This is a genomic window from Enhydrobacter sp. (genome assembly GCF_030246845.1).
Taxonomy (GTDB): Bacteria; Pseudomonadota; Alphaproteobacteria; order Reyranellales; family Reyranellaceae; genus Reyranella.
On record NZ_CP126889.1, the window covers coordinates 2,136,299 to 2,150,081 of the forward strand.

At 68.0% G+C, this 13,783-nt stretch carries 16 protein-coding genes; 5 read left to right on the forward strand and 11 right to left on the reverse strand.

What is annotated here, in order from left to right; genetic code table 11:
- Window positions 1–53: 53 nt before the first annotated feature.
- The 6 genes from OJF58_RS10715 to OJF58_RS10740 all read right to left on the reverse strand — a co-directional run bounded on the left by OJF58_RS10715 (window position 54) and on the right by OJF58_RS10740 (window position 5,130).
- On the reverse strand, window positions 54–518 hold the full coding sequence (locus OJF58_RS10715; RefSeq protein ID WP_300784158.1) for a rhodanese-like domain-containing protein: 465 nt from the start codon (window positions 516–518) through the stop codon (window positions 54–56).
- A gap of 565 nt (window positions 519–1,083) precedes the next feature.
- Window positions 1,084–1,347, reverse strand: coding sequence for a 30S ribosomal protein S20 (gene rpsT / locus OJF58_RS10720; protein WP_300784160.1), 264 nt, complete (start codon window positions 1,345–1,347; stop codon window positions 1,084–1,086).
- 75 nt (window positions 1,348–1,422) lie between these two features.
- The gene (locus OJF58_RS10725; RefSeq protein ID WP_300784162.1) at window positions 1,423–2,202 is read right to left on the reverse strand and encodes an enoyl-CoA hydratase; all 780 of its coding nucleotides are present in this window, start codon (window positions 2,200–2,202) and stop codon (window positions 1,423–1,425) included.
- A 32-nt stretch (window positions 2,203–2,234) separates the two neighbouring features.
- The gene (mutM, locus tag OJF58_RS10730; protein ID WP_300784164.1) at window positions 2,235–3,074 is read right to left on the reverse strand and encodes a bifunctional DNA-formamidopyrimidine glycosylase/DNA-(apurinic or apyrimidinic site) lyase; all 840 of its coding nucleotides are present in this window, start codon (window positions 3,072–3,074) and stop codon (window positions 2,235–2,237) included.
- Between the two features lie 6 nt (window positions 3,075–3,080).
- A complete protein-coding gene (locus tag OJF58_RS10735; protein WP_300784166.1) occupies window positions 3,081–3,746 on the reverse strand; it encodes a YggS family pyridoxal phosphate-dependent enzyme in 666 nt (221 codons plus the stop codon).
- 22 nt (window positions 3,747–3,768) lie between these two features.
- Window positions 3,769–5,130: a tetratricopeptide repeat protein gene (locus OJF58_RS10740; protein ID WP_300784169.1), complete on the reverse strand. Its 1,362-nt coding sequence runs from the start codon at window positions 5,128–5,130 to the stop codon at window positions 3,769–3,771.
- A gap of 50 nt (window positions 5,131–5,180) precedes the next feature.
- Here OJF58_RS10740 and OJF58_RS10745 point away from each other — a divergent pair, with 50 nt between their 5' ends.
- Window positions 5,181–5,708 carry a Smr/MutS family protein gene (locus OJF58_RS10745; protein ID WP_300784171.1) on the forward strand — a complete coding sequence of 176 codons (528 nt, stop codon included), beginning with the start codon at window positions 5,181–5,183 and terminating at the stop codon, window positions 5,706–5,708.
- Window positions 5,709–5,798: 90 nt separating this feature from the next.
- Window positions 5,799–6,170 (forward strand): copper-binding protein, encoded by a 372-nt coding sequence (locus tag OJF58_RS10750; protein WP_300784173.1) that lies wholly within the window; start codon window positions 5,799–5,801, stop codon window positions 6,168–6,170.
- 10 nt (window positions 6,171–6,180) lie between these two features.
- Here the strand turns inward: OJF58_RS10750 and ada are convergent, their stop codons facing one another.
- Together ada and OJF58_RS10760 are read right to left on the reverse strand one after the other, a co-directional pair.
- Window positions 6,181–7,329, reverse strand: coding sequence for a bifunctional DNA-binding transcriptional regulator/O6-methylguanine-DNA methyltransferase Ada (gene ada, locus OJF58_RS10755; protein WP_300784174.1), 1,149 nt, complete (start codon window positions 7,327–7,329; stop codon window positions 6,181–6,183).
- A 64-nt stretch (window positions 7,330–7,393) separates the two neighbouring features.
- Window positions 7,394–7,633: a DUF1127 domain-containing protein gene (locus OJF58_RS10760; RefSeq protein ID WP_300784175.1), complete on the reverse strand. Its 240-nt coding sequence runs from the start codon at window positions 7,631–7,633 to the stop codon at window positions 7,394–7,396.
- Between the two features lie 141 nt (window positions 7,634–7,774).
- On the opposite strand from OJF58_RS10760, the gene gcvA reads away from it, so the two are divergent.
- Window positions 7,775–8,698: a transcriptional regulator GcvA gene (gene gcvA, locus OJF58_RS10765; protein ID WP_300784177.1), complete on the forward strand. Its 924-nt coding sequence runs from the start codon at window positions 7,775–7,777 to the stop codon at window positions 8,696–8,698.
- An 80-nt stretch (window positions 8,699–8,778) separates the two neighbouring features.
- Window positions 8,779–9,195 (forward strand): copper chaperone PCu(A)C, encoded by a 417-nt coding sequence (locus OJF58_RS10770; protein WP_300784179.1) that lies wholly within the window; start codon window positions 8,779–8,781, stop codon window positions 9,193–9,195.
- Here the strand turns inward: OJF58_RS10770 and OJF58_RS10775 are convergent.
- From OJF58_RS10775 to OJF58_RS10785, 3 genes are read right to left on the reverse strand one after another with little or no spacing between them, the layout of a single operon-like run.
- Window positions 9,183–10,211 carry a lysine-2,3-aminomutase-like protein gene (locus OJF58_RS10775; RefSeq protein ID WP_300784180.1) on the reverse strand — a complete coding sequence of 343 codons (1,029 nt, stop codon included), beginning with the start codon at window positions 10,209–10,211 and terminating at the stop codon, window positions 9,183–9,185. The two genes, OJF58_RS10770 and OJF58_RS10775, sit on opposite strands and share 13 nt — an antisense overlap.
- A 29-nt stretch (window positions 10,212–10,240) precedes the next feature.
- Window positions 10,241–10,906, reverse strand: coding sequence for a hypothetical protein (locus OJF58_RS10780; protein WP_300784182.1), 666 nt, complete (start codon window positions 10,904–10,906; stop codon window positions 10,241–10,243).
- Window positions 10,903–12,543 carry an NAD(P)/FAD-dependent oxidoreductase gene (locus tag OJF58_RS10785; RefSeq protein WP_300784184.1) on the reverse strand — a complete coding sequence of 547 codons (1,641 nt, stop codon included), beginning with the start codon at window positions 12,541–12,543 and terminating at the stop codon, window positions 10,903–10,905. Before OJF58_RS10785 ends, OJF58_RS10780 begins: the two co-directional genes overlap by 4 nt.
- A 151-nt stretch (window positions 12,544–12,694) precedes the next feature.
- On the opposite strand from OJF58_RS10785, the gene OJF58_RS10790 reads away from it, so the two are divergent.
- The gene (locus OJF58_RS10790; RefSeq protein ID WP_300784186.1) at window positions 12,695–13,783 is read left to right on the forward strand and encodes a phospholipase; all 1,089 of its coding nucleotides are present in this window, start codon (window positions 12,695–12,697) and stop codon (window positions 13,781–13,783) included.

A 13,783-nucleotide genomic window follows, 5' to 3' on the forward strand; every position in this document is an offset into this window, starting at 1 on the left:
ATTCGTTTGATTGTAAGCCGCATCGTTGTCGGCGATAGGTGATTGAAATCGGGTCAAGTCTGTCTCCACGGAAGTCCTGCCGCTTTCCAGCCTCCCGCCATGCCGCGCCTGGCCTGCGCGTCCAGCGGCCCCTCGAAGCCGTCCACCACGTTAAGACACGTATTGTAGCCCGCCGCGGTCATCGCCTTGGCTGCCGCGGCCGACCGGCCCCCGCTCCGACACAGGAAGAGAAGCGGGGCATCCTTGTCCGTGACGGCGCCGGAGAGCGTCGTCACGAACTCCGGATTCGGTTGCATGCTGGGGAAGACCTGCCACTCCAGCAGCGCCGGCTTCTTGCCGGTGGATGAAAGATCGGGAAGCCCGACGTAGCTCCATTCGGCGCGCGTGCGCACATCGACCAGCACCGCGCCCTCGTTCTCGCTCAGTATTTTCCACGCCGTCTGCGGTGTCACGTCACCGGCATAGCCGGTCGCGGGAGACACCTGATATGTGCCGACGATCTTGTTGTCCTTCGTCATAGCCCCCGCTCTTCATTTGACGAGCGAGGCGCTCGCGAGCCGACGACCAACGAAATGCACAGCGAAGCGGGAGCGACGAAGAGATCCGACTTGAGCGCCGTTGAGGGGCGCTGCTTTTTTGTAGATGTCGCGTTGCCGATGCGCTGAGCAGCTCTCCCTCGTTCGTCGTTGCGGCGAAGAGGAATGCCCCCCGTCTTCGCCCTGGCTCGCGTATGAGCGCCCCACGCCCCGTCGCGATGCGTCGACTCTTAGCAGACCGGTTCGAGCGCGCAAACGATTCGCTGAAGCAACGTCACCCGCTATTCAACCTCTTCCCCGCCCGACTCGATTGACATTGCTTTCGATTCGATTCTCCGCGGCGCGCGAAGAATGACGCCGCCCAACATCTAGCGCCCGCGGTCAGGCGTGGAACGATAAAGGCGAATCGTATGTCGTTCGTCGAATCGACGACCAAACGCTCTTCGCGAAAACGGTCAAAAAAATTTTCCGCGCGAGTCGCAGAAAAAGAAAGCGCCGCTCGTCGAGCGGCGCTTCGATTTTCTTCCAGGGACACTGCTGCGGGCAATCAGCTCATCGCCTTGATGCGCGCATTGAGACGCGAGATGCGTCGAGCGGCAGCATTCTTGGCGATGACTCGCGAAGTGGCGCCGCGCTGGATCTCAGGTTGCGCAGCACGCAGCGCTTCGGTCGCCGCCTTCTTGTCTCCGGCCTTGATCGCCTGCTCGACCTTCTTGATCGAGCCGCGCACGCGGCTGCGGCGCGCTGAGTTCACGGCGGTGCGGCGCTCGGTCTGACGGGCGCGCTTCTCGGCCGACTTGTGATTCGCCATCTGATCCTCGTTCCTCGGAAGGGCGCGCTTATACGAACCGCGCCGCACCCGGTCAAGCGGCCAAAAACCAGCGGATCAGCGGTGTTTCCAGGCCGCCCTGCGCTTGTCGGCGAAGGCGTTCATGCCCTCCTTGCGGTCCTCGAAGGCGAAGGTCGCATGGAAGGTCCGACGCTCGAAGCGTACGCCTTCGGCCAAGGTGGTCTCGAACGCACGATTGACGGCCTCCTTGGCGACCATGGTTGCGGGCAGCGACATGCCGGCGACCTTCTCGGCGGTCGCGATCGCCTCGTCCATCAATTGGCCGAGCGGCACGACCCGGCTCACCAGGCCGCAGCGCTCGGCTTCGGCGGCGTCCATCATGCGGCCGGTCAGCACGAGGTCCATCGCCTTCGACTTGCCGATGAAACGCGGCAGGCGTTGTGTGCCGCCGGCGCCGGGAATGGTGCCGAGCGTTATTTCGGGTTGGCCGAACCTTGCGTTGTCGGCGGCGATGATGAAGTCGCACATCATGGCCATCTCGCAGCCACCGCCCAGCGCATAGCCTGCGACCGCGGCGATGATCGGCTTGCGCACCTGGCTCACCTTCTCCCAGCCGACGGTGATGAAGTCCTGCAGAAAGACGTCCTGATACGACTTCTCTTTCATCTCCTTGATGTCGGCGCCGGCTGCGAAGGCTTTGTCGCTGCCGGTGAGCACCATGCAACCGACATTGATGTCGGCTTCGAAACTGTCGAGCGCCTGACCGAGCTCGCGCACGAGATCGGCGCAGAGCGCGTTCAGCGCCTTGGGCCGGTCGAGACGGATGATGCCGACCCGGCCCTTGGTCTCGGTCCGGATATTTTCATAAGCAGCCACGGTTCCCTCCCGAGTCAGGTTGCCGCTCTTAGCTAGCGTTGGCAGTGCGTGCAATAGAAGGTCGAGCGGCCGCCCTGGACCAGGCGCTTGACGATTCGGCCGCAACCGGGTGTCGGGCAAGTCGCACCGGCCCGGTCATAGACATTGAAGCGGGTCTGGAAATAGCCGAGTTCACCGCCCGGCTGGACGTGATCGCGCAAGGTCGAGCCGCCATCGTCGATCGAGCGCAGCAGGACCTGCTTCAGCGCCGTGACGAGCCGGTCGGCGCGCTCGCCCTGCACGGTGTGCGCCGAGCGCCGGGGCGAGATGCCGGCAAGAAACAGGGCCTCGCAGGCATAGATATTGCCGATCCCGACCAGGGTCTTCTGGTCGAGCAGGGCCGCCTTGATCGAGGTGCGACGTCCCTTCAGGCGGCAGGCCAGGGCCGGACCGTCGAATGCGGGATCGAGCGGTTCCGGGCCCAGGCCCTTGAACAGCTTGTGCCCGGCCACCGTCTCGTCCCGCACCAGCAGCATCAGCCCGAAGCGGCGTGCGTCGTTGAAACGGACCTGCCAGCCATCCTCGAGATCGATCACGACGTGATCGTGGCGCTGCAGGGGATGTTCGGCCGCGCTCGCGGCGTCGTGCAGGGTCATGCGCCCGGACATGCCGAGATGGACGATCAGGGTATGGCCGTCATCGAGCCGAACGAGAAGGTATTTGGCGCGCCGGTCGACGGCGAGCACGGTGCGGCCCTCGACCCGCTCGGCGAAGCGCGACGGCAACGGCAGCCGCAGATCGCGGCGGCGCTGTTGCAGGCGGACGATGCGCCGGCCCGCGAGACGGGGGATCAGGCCGCGGCGGACCGTTTCGACTTCCGGCAGCTCGGGCATGCTCGATTAGTGACGCTGCCCAAAAAGTGCGCTGCCGACGCGGACATGGGTCGCCCCCAGGCGCACCGCGGTCTCGTAGTCGGCGCTCATGCCCATGCTGATATTGGGCAATCCATGCCGTGCTGCCATCTTTGCCAGCAGCGCGAAATGCAGGGCCGGCTCCTCCTCGAGCGGCGGGATGCACATCAGCCCGACGACCGGCAGCTTGTGCGTGTCGCGGCAGGCCGTGACGAAGGAATCGAGCTCGGTCGGCAGAACACCGGCCTTCTGCGGCTCCTCACCGGTATTGACCTGGATGAAGCAGTCGGGGCGTTTGCCTGCACGCGCCATCTCCTTGGCCAGCGTCGCCGCAAGCTTTTCGCGGTCGACCGACTGGATCACATCGAACAGCGCGACAGCCTCGCGGGCCTTGTTGGTCTGCAGCGGGCCGATGAGATGGAGCTGGAGATCGGGATATTCCGTCTTGAGAGGCGGAAATTTGCCTTGCGCCTCCTGGACCCGGTTCTCGCCGAAGACGCGATGGCCCGCGGCGAGGAGCTCACGGACGCGCTCGGCACCATGGGTCTTGGACACGGCAACCAAGGTCACTGCCGCAGGATCGCGGCCGGCAGCGCGGGCCGCCTGCTCGATCCTGCCTTTCACCTCGGCAAGGTGCGTCGCTCCCTCGCTCATCGGCCCGGCCGCGCCCAGCCGCTCACGTCTCGAGCGCGGCGCGGGCGGCCAGCGCGTCCTTGTTGCCCGGATCGCCGGCCAGGGCGGTGTCCAGCGTCTCGCGCGCCCGATCGTTTTCGCCGAGGGCGACCAGGCAGATCCCGTAGTTGGTGAGCAGGCGAGGATCGCCCGGCAGGCTGCGCAAGGCATGCTCATGCAGCGCACGCGCTTCGGCGGCGCGGTCGAGATCGACCAGCACCGCACCGAGATTGGTGAGCACCAACGGATCGTCGGGCGCCAGCCGGGACGCCCGCTTCAGGGTCCGCCGCGCTTCCTCGTGGCGCTTCAGCCCGCGCAGCGCGAGGCCCTGGTTGTTCAGCGCACGGACATCGTTGGGCGCATTGGCGAGGAAAGGCGCCAGCGTCTCGAGCGCCTCGGCAAACCGGCCCTGCTCGATCTGCAGGAAGGAAAGCTGCAGGATGGCGTCGCGATCGGCCGGATCCTGGCGCAGCGCCCGACGCAGCACGCCGACTGCGGCCTCGGTCTCGCCGGCCGCGGTCTGGGCGAGCGCCAGGGTCTTGAGGGCCGGCGCGAAGGACGAGTCGAGTTCCAGTGCCCGGCGGATCGGGGTGATGGCCTCCGACGGCCGGCCGGCGAAGTACAGAACAAAGCCCAGGGCGTGATTGAGGCTGGCGCTTTGCGGCGCCAAGGCGAGCGCCCGCTCGGCTTCGGCGATCGCCTCGTCGTGATGATTCAGGCCGCCCAGTGCGAGGGCGCGGTCGCCCAGGATCTGGGCCTGCCGCGCGGTATCGTCCTCGGCGTCCAGAAGCGCCATGTCGAGCACCTCGATGGCCGGTCCGTAGTGGCCCAGGCGATAGAGCGCATATCCCAGCATGTTGCGGGCCCTGGCCTGCAGAGGCTTCAGCGCCTCGCCGCCGGGCTGCTGCATCGCCCGGTCGACGTTGTGCGCCAGTTCCGCCAATTCCCGCTCGGCGGCGGCGAAGCGACCCTGGTCCAGATGGAGCGAGGCCAGCGCCAGCCGTGCCTCGATATGGGTCGGCGCCCGCCGGATCGTATCGCGGAAGCGCTTGGCGGCCTCGTCCAGCCGTCCCAGCCGCCGCGCCATCAGGCCGAGATTGTAGGACAGCATCGGCTCGTTGGGGTCCTTGGCCAGCGCCTTGCGCCACAGCGCTTCGGCATCCGTGAGCGCGCCGCGCTGGGAAAGACAGACCGCCAGGTAATGCAGGATGTCGGGTCGATCGCCGTAGCGGCCATGCGCCGACCGGACCAAGGGCTCGGCGCGGTCGAACCAGCCTGCCCGCAGATATTGGACGGCGGTCTGCAGCTCCGGATCGGGTTGGCCCCGGGGCGGATTTGCTGTGGCAGGAGGGGGCGCAGTGACCATGGCGCGCCGTGTGTAGACCCACCCTTCTGCCAAGGCTAGACGGAAACACCATGGTCAAGGATATCGATCTGTTCCAGGCGGCCATGGGCGATGTGACCCCGCTGAAAGGGCGGCGGCGGCACCGTCCGCCGTCCGAATCGAAGCCCAAGCGAGTGCCGGGAGGAGAGCCGGCCGCAATCGTTGCGTCCGCCGTGCGCGGCGCGCCGGCCGCCGCCGGCTTTGCCTTCGACCGGGACATCGACCGTGCCCTGTCGCGCGGCCGCCGCTCGCCCGAGGCCAAGCTCGACCTGCACGGCATGACGCTGGCGGCCGCGGAGCGCGCGGTGGCGCGGTTCCTCGAAGAGGCGTCCGCACTCGACCTGCGCGTCGTGCTGATCGTGACCGGCAAAGGTTTGCGGCCGGAAGGCGGCCGCATCGTCGGCGGTCGCATTCGGGCGGAGTTTCCCGGCTGGCTGGAGCGGCCGACAAACCGGGCGCGGGTCCGCGGACTGAAGCCCGCCCATCCGCGCCATGGCGGCAGCGGCGCCTTCTATGTGCTGTTGCGGCGCCCCTCGCGGCCTCCGGTCTCTGCACGATGACTGCTCGTCTCGCGCGGAAGTGAGCAACGCGCGCCTTGCGCTGTCGCTTCGGCGTTTCGATGTCCGTGCGGACGCGCGGGAGAGGCGTGAATGCGTTGCATAACCCTGACGACCTATCTGGTCCTGCTTTCGGCAGCTTTCTGCGGTGGCGTCTATGCCGCGGCGGTTCAACACAGGATGACGACCGATGGACCTGCTCGGGCGGGCGATCTGGCCAGCCTCGCGCCGGCCCGGGTTTTCCCCCTGGCGGCGGGCCGCGTGGTCGCCGTCGACCCGGCCGACGGCAGGATCATGGTCGAGCATGCGCCGATCCGGCGCTTCTATTTGCAGCGGGCGACCGGCATCTTCCCGGTCGCGGACCGGACCCTGCTTGTGGGCCTGACGCCCGGCGACAAGATCCGCTTCGATCTCGAGCGCCGGGCCGGGCACTATGTCATCACCCGTATCGAGAACAGCAACTGAACGACGGCGGTCAGCCGCTGCGCCGCCGTTCCGCCGCCAGCAGCCGCTCCTTGCGGGCCAAGCCCCAGCGATAGCCGTTCAGCCGACCGTCGGAGGCGACCGCACGGTGGCAGGGGATGACGCCTGCTGCCTGGTTGGTCGCGCAGGCCCGACCGACCGCCCTCGCGGCCGTGGGCGCGCCGATGCGGGCGGCAATCTCGCCGTAGCTGCGGGTCTCGCCGGGCGGGATCTCGGTCAGCGCCTTCCAGACCTTCCATTGGAAGGCCGTCCCGACGATGTCGAGCGGCACGTCCGGCCCATCCAGCGCCGACGGCTTGCGACCATAGAGCCGGGCCAGGACGCCCTTCACCCGCAGACCGAGCGCCTCGTCGTTGCGCTTGAGGTCTGCGGCCGGGAAGTCGCGCCGGAGGTCGCGTTCCAGCACGCGGTCGTCGTCACCCAGGAAGACAGCGGCAATGCCCTTGTGCGTCGCCGCGACGAGCACCCGGCCATAGTCGGAATCGACGGTCGTGAAGTCGATATGGGCGCCGGCGCCGCCCTTGGCGTAGGTCGCCGGCGTCATGCCCAGCGCCTTGTTGCTCGACTCGTAGACGCGGCTCGGCGAGCCGTAGCCCGCGCCGTAAAGCGCCTCGCTCACCCTCTCGCCGTCGCGCAGCGCCTTGCGGAAGCGCTCCCGCTTGCGCGCCACCAGCCAGTCGCGCGGACTGACGCCGAGTTCGGCAAGGAAGCGCTTGCTGAGGGCACTGGGCGAAAGCCCGATCCGGCGCGCGACCTCGGCCAGCGAAGGCTGGCTTTCCGTGTCGCCGGCATCGAACAGCATGCAGGCCTTCGCGACCGGGCCGCTCAGCCCGGCCTCGATCTGCCAGTCGCGCGGCCGGCAGCGCTTGCAGGGGCGAAAACCGGCCGCTTCGGCTGCCTCCGGTGAGGCATGGAAGGCCACATTCTTGCGCAGCGGCGGGCGGGCGGCGCAGGACGGCAGGCAGTAGACGCCGGTCGTCCTGACCGAGAACCAGAAGCGGCCGTTGAAGGCGCGGTCGCGCCGGCGGACCGCTTGCCAGCAGGAATCAGGGTCGGGGAACGCGGCCTGGGGGGAGAAGCTGGCGGGTGCCACGGCGGCGGTGGATGGGAGGATGGAGAGGTGCTGGGTCATGACGCCCATATAGGCGCCCTGCCAAGCCTGCTCTATCCGGCCCCTGCCGGCAATTCCCCGGTCCGGGAAGGCTTTAGGACCAGAAACCCTTGGTGGCCTCGTGGCGGGCCCGCCCGCGATCGATCCCGATGTCGCGCAGCAGGCGGTCATCGAGCTCGGCCAGTTGGCGTCGTGAGCGGTGGACCTCCGCCCGGGTCATCAGCCTCTCGACCCCGACGACGACCGCTCCGGCCAGCAGCGCCACGGCACGGCCGAACGTGAAGGAGGGGACATCCGCACGAGCGATTGCCCGCACGCTGGACAGGGTCGACATGGGTTAGCTCCGTTTGAGGCGGAAAAGCCACGACGGCTTCGTTACACCTCGTTTCTGCGCCCAATTTGCTGTACGATACGGCGATTCGCAAAGGATCATTGCTGGGGGGAGGCATAGAAAAACTATGAAGTTCGAGTCGCGATGAGCCGATCTCAACTTCCCTTGAATGCCCTGCGGGCCTTCGAGGCCGCGGCGCGGCACGCGAGCTTCACGCACGCGGCCGAGGAGCTCCATGTCACCCAGGCGGCCGTCAGCCATCAGGTGAAGGCGCTCGAGGAGCGGCTGGGCGTGGCCCTGTTCGTGCGCCGGCCGCGTGGGCTCGAGATCACGGGCGAAGGCCAGGCGCTGCTGCCCGATCTGCGCGACGCCTTCGACCGCATGACCAACGCGCTCGAACGGGTCGGCCGCAAGGCCAACTCGGGCACGCTCAACGTCAGCCTGGTGACGACCTTCGCGCTGGGCTGGCTGGCACCCCGGCTGCACCGCTTCCAGGCCAAGCATCCGGAGATCGAGGTGCGCATGACGACGGCGCTGCGCCGCGTCGACTTCGCGCGCGAGGACTTCGACTGTGCGATCCGCTTCGTCGTCCAGCCCGAACCGGATCTGCACGCCACGCGCCTGTTCAGCGACGTGCTCACGCCGCTTTGCGGCAAGCGCTACAAGGACAAGCTCAAGACGCTCGACGATCTGAAGCGCGTGCCCTTCATCGACATGACCCACGACCCGGAATGGGCGATCTGGCTCAGGGCGGTCGGCATGGGCGACTTCAAGCCCAAACGCGTGCTGACCTTCGATTCCACGCTGATCGCCGTCGAGGCGGCGATGGAGGGGGCGGGCGTCGCCGTCGGCCCGCCCCAGCTCTTCCGCGAGGAGCTGGCGGAGGGCCGGCTGTTCCAGCCTTTCCCGCAGATCGTCGACTCGGGAAAGGCCTGGTGGTTCGTCTGTCCGCCGTCCTCGGCCAACCGGCCCAAGACACGGGCGTTCGAGGAATGGCTGGTGGAGGAGCTCAGCGCGCCGCCGACGCGGTCCGTGCGACCGGCGCTTGCCGTGACGGGGCGTCGTTGACGGGGGTGCGGTGTGATCTTCGCTGCTTGCCGGCCGAAATGCGTTGCGCCAGCAGGGAATCCTGATCATTGGATGACGCCATGAGCATCGATATCCGCCGGCCATGGGCGCGCATGCAGACCGCAGAATCGGGCGACGCGGCGGGTTTCGTCACGCTCACCAATCGCGGCCCCGAGCCCGACCGCCTGGTTGCGGCCGCCACGCCGCTGGCGGCGCGGACGGAGATCTGGGGCATCAAGGTGGTGGGTGCGGAGTTGCGCATGCGGCGGCTGGAGAGCGGCCTGCACTTGCCGCGGGACATGGCCATCGAGCTCAAGCCGCGCGGCTATCACCTGTTCTTCCAGGGCCTGGCAAAGCCTTTGGCACGTGGTCAGAAAGTTCCCGTCACGCTGACGTTCGCCTCGTCCGAGCCGCGGCAGATCGAATTGATCGTCGAGGCGGAGGGTCCCATCAACAAGGATACGCTGGGCCGGCCCCAGGAGGTTCAGGCGGGGTAGCGATGGCGTCCGCCGAACGCGTCCTCGACGGTGAGCGCGTCGGGGTCGTCGCCGAGATAGGCCGGTCCGATCGGCACCTTGCCGTGTCCTCCGGGTACATCGAGCACGTAGACCGGCTGCGCAAGCCCCGACAGCCGGCCGCGCAGGCTTTTCATCAGTGCCTGGCCGCGCGCGATCGAGACGCGGAAATGGCCGGTGCCGCGCACCAGGTCGGGATGGTGCAGGTAGTAGGGCTTCACCCGTGCGCTCACGAGCGCCCGCATCAGCGCGCACAGCGTCTCGACATCATCGTTGATGCCGGCCAGCAGCACCGTCTGGCCGACGAGTGGAAAGCCGGCATCGGCCAGTCGCGCCAGCGCCGCCCGCGCCGGTGGCGCGAGCTCGCGCGGGTGGTTGCAGTGGATGCCGATCCACACGCCTGCCCGCTGGGGCTTCAGGGCGGCCAGAAGCTCGTCCGTGATGCGTCCGGGATCGGCGATGGGAACGCGGCTGTGCACGCGGATCACGGCGACGTGCGGCATGGCGTCGAGCGCTCCGACCAGTTCGCCGAGGCGGCGCGGCGCCAGCATCAGCGGATCGCCGCCGGTCAGGATCACTTCCCAGATCTCCTTGTGCCCGCGGATATAGGCGAGGGCAGCCGCCAGCTCCGCTGCGCTGAGCGCCTCGCCGCCCGGCCCCACCTTCTCGCGGCGAAAGCAGAAGCGGCAATAGACCGGACAGACATGCAGCGGCTTCAGCAGCACGCGGTCGGGATAGCGGTGCACGATCCCCTTCACCGGTGAGCGCGCCTCGTCGCCGATCGGATCGGCCAGCTCCTCGGGCGTCGTCTCGGTCTCGCGGATGTCGGGCACGAACTGGCGGGCGATCGGATCGCGGGCGAGATGGGTGCGGTCGATCAGGGCCGCGAGCTCGGGGGTAAGCGCGATCGCCATCGATCGGGCGGCATCAGCCAGTCGGGGATCGGCCTCGACCAGTCCTTCGTTTTCCAGGGCCTCGAGCGTACGCAGGGTCTGCATGGCGGCCGTCAGATAGGCAGCCGATCCGGTCAAGTCCAGCGGGCGGTGTCGGGCCGGTCGACGGCCGTGATCAGGGTTGCCGTGGACACGACCGTCCAGTCGCAGAGGTCGTAACGGCGGCTGAGCCTGGCGCGCACCGCCGCTTCGGCCTCGCCTTCAGGCAACTTGGAGCGCTCCCACACGGCGAGATTGGGCCGGCGCGTCAGCAGCAGGCTGCGCACCCCGGCATGCCGGCCGGCGCCCGTGGCCTCGTCCATGCCAGGGCCGGTACGGTCGCCCGACGCCCGCCAGAGGCCGATCACCTGGGAATCGTAGGCGCTCTCGAAGCCCGGCCAGGCGGCGGCGCAGAGATCGAGAAACTCCGGCCAGTGTTCCGGCGGCGTGGCGAACCAGCGAAAGGCGTAGTTGCCCTGCCGGCTCGGCGCGGTCGCATCGGAAGGACGCAATGTCGGGCTCAGCGTCTCGCTGCTCACGGCAAGGATATCGGTGCGATCGCTCGTCAGCGCGGCTTCCGCCGTCGCCGCGGTGGTCGGTTTCGTCCAGACCGTGAGGGCCTGCAGCTCGTCGCGCGGCCGGCCGATCTGGCTGCGCCAGATGCCGTAGATCGGCTGGCCCTGCTTCGACAGGCGATCGGCCACGGCCTGCCAGCGACGCGGAGCGGCCTCGATGCGATGATGGACGAACAGCAGGCTCAAGCCGCGACGACTTCGTGCCGCGACAGCGTGAATCCCTCGTATCCCTTGCCGGCCACCTCGTCGCAGCGCTTCCGGTAGCGATCGAAGCCGCCGACATAGGGCATGAAGACGCGCGGCTTGCCGGGTATGTTGGCGCCCATGTACCAGGAATTGGCCAGCGGATAGAGCGTGCTGTTGGCAACGGCGTTCACGTGGTGCACCCAGTCCATCTCCGCCTCGGGCGTCGGCTCGATGCGGTCGAGTTGGTGCCTGCCCAGGTGATCGATCGCATCGGCGATCCAGTCGACGTGCTGCTCGATCGACGCGATCATCTGCGTCTTCACGCCCGGGCTGCCGGGGCCGGTGACGACGAACATGTTGGGAAAGCCCGAGACCATCAGGCCGAGATAGGTGAGCGGTCCGCCTTCCCAATGGTCGCGCAGCACCGCGCCGTCGCTGGTGCGCACGTCGATCTCGCGCAGCGCGCCGGTCATGGCGTCGAAGCCGGTGGCGAAGACGATGGCGTCGAGCTCGAACTCTTGCTTGCCCGTACGCAGGCCGCTGTCGGTGATCTCCTCGATCGGGTCGCTGCGCACATCGACCAGCGTGACGTTCGGCCGGTTGTAGGTCTCGTAGTAGTTGGTATCGAGGCAGAGCCGCTTGGTCCCGATCGGATGGTCCTTGGGCGCCAGCAGCTCCGCCGTCCGCCGGTCCTTCACGATGCCGCGGATCTTGTTGCGCACGAACTCGGAGGCGGTGTCGTTGGACTCCTTGTTCACCAGGAGATCGGTATAGGCATAGAGGTAGCTGATGCTGCCGCCTTCCTGCCATTTGGCCTCATAGGCCTCGTTGCGTTCCTCGGCCGAAACCTCGAGCGCCGACTTGGTCGGCTTGGCATGGCCGCCGATGGCGAACGGCGTTTCCATGGCGGCAGCGCGGCGGGCCGGATACTCCGCCTTGTGCCGCCGTTCGCGCTCGGGCTCCATCGGCCCGTTGCGGGCCGGCAGGCTGAAATTGGCGGTGCGCTGGAAGACGTGCAGGTGCCTCGCCTGCTGGGCGATGATCGGGATCATCTGCACGCCCGACGAGCCGGTGCCGATCACGCCCACGCGCAGGCCGGTGAAATCGACGCCCTCGTGCGGCCACAGGCCGGAGTGGTACCACTTGCCCCTGAAGCGCTCGAGGCCCTTGAAGTCGGGCACGCGCGGCGTCGAAAGATTGCCCGCCGCCATCACGCAATAGCGTGCATGAATCTCCTCGCCCGAGCCGGTACGCAGCTTCCAGAGATTGGCCTTGCCGTCGAAGTGTGCGGCGAGGACGCGCGTGTTGAGCTGAACGTCGCGGCGCAGATCGAAGCGGTCGGCGACGTGGTTGATGTACTTCAGGATCTCGGGCTGCGTGCCGTAGCGCTCCGGCCACTTCCACTCCTGCTGCAGCTCGTTGGAGAAGCTGTAGGAATATTCCAGGCTCTCCACGTCGCAGCGCGCGCCGGGATAGCGGTTCCAGAACCAGGTGCCGCCGATCCCCGAGCCGGCTTCGTAGGCGCGGACCTTGAGCCCCAGGCCGCGCAGGCGGTGGATGGCATAGAGACCGGCAAGTCCGCCGCCCACGATGGCGACATCGAGCTGGCGCGGCGCGGCGTGCGAGGCGTCGGGCATGGGCTTCCTCTGGGCATCCTCTGGCTTTGTACGGCCAAGCGTCCGATGCTGCGACGCGCTTGGCAAGATGGCGGATGCAAACAGGGACGGCAGGCGAAATTCCACGAAACGGTGTCGGGATCACACGATCCTCGACGAGGGGCGGTTGGCCGTGACGACCAGCAACGAAGAGACGACGGAGATCATCGCGGTTCTGGTGCCGGCCATCCTGCGGGGTCTGCATGCCCTCGAGTTCGCCGGCCGGCATCTTGCGCCGACGACGCTCGAGGAGCTGATCGGAGCGATCAGCCAGCGCAACGAAGACCTTGCGCCCGCCCTTGGCGCGTCGAGCCGCTTCGCCTGGCCCGATCGGCTCGGCCCGGTGCGCGACTGTCTGGAACGCTCGGGCAACGCGGTCGAGGAAGGCATCGACGCCTTCCTCGCTTCGCTCGATGCGCCGCAGCCCATGATGGCCGCCTATCGCGCCCTGCGCGGCTATGCGCGGGCCGCCGAAGCGCTCTATCCGCTGGCGGCCCATCTGCGGCCGGTCAGCCAGTTCTTCCTCGAAGCCGCGGCGCGCGACGATGCGACGCTCGCCAGACGTCTTGCCGATGCCGATCCGACCCGCGACGGCGTAGGCTACATGCATGTCGACGGCCCGGCTGGCACGCGCGGCGCCTTCTCCCTCTACGTTCCGGAATATTACGAGCCTGGCCGTGCCTGCCCGCTGGTCGTGGCGCTGCACGGCGGCAGCGGCAATGGCGGCGCCTTCCTGTGGAGCTGGGTGCGCGAGGCGCGCACGCGCGGCCTGATCGTCATTGCGCCCACGGCGCGCGGATCGACCTGGTCGCTGATGGAGCCGCAGATCGACGGCCCGAACATCGACGGCATGGTCGAGCGCGTCGCCGCCGACTGGAACGTCGATCGATCGAAGCAGCTCCTCACCGGCATGAGCGACGGCGGCACTTTCACCTACGTGCTGGGACTGCGGACCGCCTGCCGCTTCACGCATCTCGCGCCGATCGCCGCGGCCTTCCATCCGATGTTGATGGCCTTCGCCGACGCCGACCGCGTGCGCGGCCTGCCGATCCATATCGTGCACGGCGCCGGGGACTGGATGTTCCCGCCCGAGCTGGCCCAAACCGCGCAGCGCACTCTCGAGCAGGCAGGCGCGGCGGTCGTCTACCGCGAGATCGCCGATCTGTCGCATACCTATCCGCGCGACGAGAATGCGGCGATTCTCGACTGGTTCCTGAAGTGA

Excerpts from the sequence above, each read along its gene's own strand:
- OJF58_RS10770 (WP_300784179.1), top strand. The coding sequence starts at position 8,779 with ATGAGCATCGATATCCGCCGGCCATGGGCGCGCATGCAGACCGCAGAA.
- ada (WP_300784174.1), bottom strand. The coding sequence starts at position 7,329 with ATGGGCGTCATGACCCAGCACCTCTCCATCCTCCCATCCACCGCCGCC.
- mutM (WP_300784164.1), bottom strand. The coding sequence starts at position 3,074 with ATGCCCGAGCTGCCGGAAGTCGAAACGGTCCGCCGCGGCCTGATCCCC.
- OJF58_RS10735 (WP_300784166.1), bottom strand. The coding sequence starts at position 3,746 with ATGAGCGAGGGAGCGACGCACCTTGCCGAGGTGAAAGGCAGGATCGAG.
- rpsT (WP_300784160.1), bottom strand. The coding sequence starts at position 1,347 with ATGGCGAATCACAAGTCGGCCGAGAAGCGCGCCCGTCAGACCGAGCGC.
- OJF58_RS10775 (WP_300784180.1), bottom strand. The coding sequence starts at position 10,211 with ATGCAGACCCTGCGTACGCTCGAGGCCCTGGAAAACGAAGGACTGGTC.
- OJF58_RS10750 (WP_300784173.1), top strand. The coding sequence starts at position 5,799 with ATGCGTTGCATAACCCTGACGACCTATCTGGTCCTGCTTTCGGCAGCT.
- OJF58_RS10745 (WP_300784171.1), top strand. The coding sequence starts at position 5,181 with ATGGTCAAGGATATCGATCTGTTCCAGGCGGCCATGGGCGATGTGACC.
- OJF58_RS10715 (WP_300784158.1), bottom strand. The coding sequence starts at position 518 with ATGACGAAGGACAACAAGATCGTCGGCACATATCAGGTGTCTCCCGCG.
- OJF58_RS10740 (WP_300784169.1), bottom strand. The coding sequence starts at position 5,130 with ATGGTCACTGCGCCCCCTCCTGCCACAGCAAATCCGCCCCGGGGCCAA.
- gcvA (WP_300784177.1), top strand. The coding sequence starts at position 7,775 with ATGAGCCGATCTCAACTTCCCTTGAATGCCCTGCGGGCCTTCGAGGCC.
- OJF58_RS10760 (WP_300784175.1), bottom strand. The coding sequence starts at position 7,633 with ATGTCGACCCTGTCCAGCGTGCGGGCAATCGCTCGTGCGGATGTCCCC.
- OJF58_RS10785 (WP_300784184.1), bottom strand. The coding sequence starts at position 12,543 with ATGCCCGACGCCTCGCACGCCGCGCCGCGCCAGCTCGATGTCGCCATC.